The organism is Microbacterium enclense (assembly GCF_004022425.1).
GTDB classification, from domain to species: Bacteria; Actinomycetota; Actinomycetes; order Actinomycetales; family Microbacteriaceae; genus Microbacterium; species Microbacterium enclense_A.
Map to the genome: position 1 here is coordinate 1 of NZ_RBZY01000149.1, position 372 is coordinate 372.

The window sequence follows — 372 nt, forward strand, 5'->3', positions numbered from 1 at the left end:
CGAGGAAGATGTTCTCGGCGATCGAGAGGTACGGGCTGAGAGCCAGCTCCTGGTGGATGATGACGATGCCGGCGGCCTCGCTGTCGTTGATCGAGCGGAACGCGACCGGCTGGCCCTCGAGGGTGATCGTGCCGTCGAAGCTGCCCACCGGGTAGACCCCGCTGAGCACCTTCATCAACGTCGACTTGCCCGCGCCGTTCTCGCCGCAGATCGCGTGCACTTCACCGCGGTGAACGTCCACCGACACGTCGGCGAGAGCCGGGACGCCGTTGAACGACTTCGAGATCCCTGACATGCGCAGGATCGGTTCGGTCATGGTGTCTCCCTCCGTCGCCCGCGGGGCGACAGGTGAAGCGGCGGGGCGGGCGAACC

General features: G+C 66.9%; 1 protein-coding gene. It reads right to left on the minus strand.

Translation table 11 applies throughout. From position 1 onward, the window contains the following. The coding region (locus D8Y23_RS16640; RefSeq protein ID WP_128219113.1) for an ATP-binding cassette domain-containing protein at positions 1 to 316 on the minus strand (316 nt) is incomplete at its 3' end. Between the last annotated feature and the right edge of the window lie 56 nt (positions 317 to 372).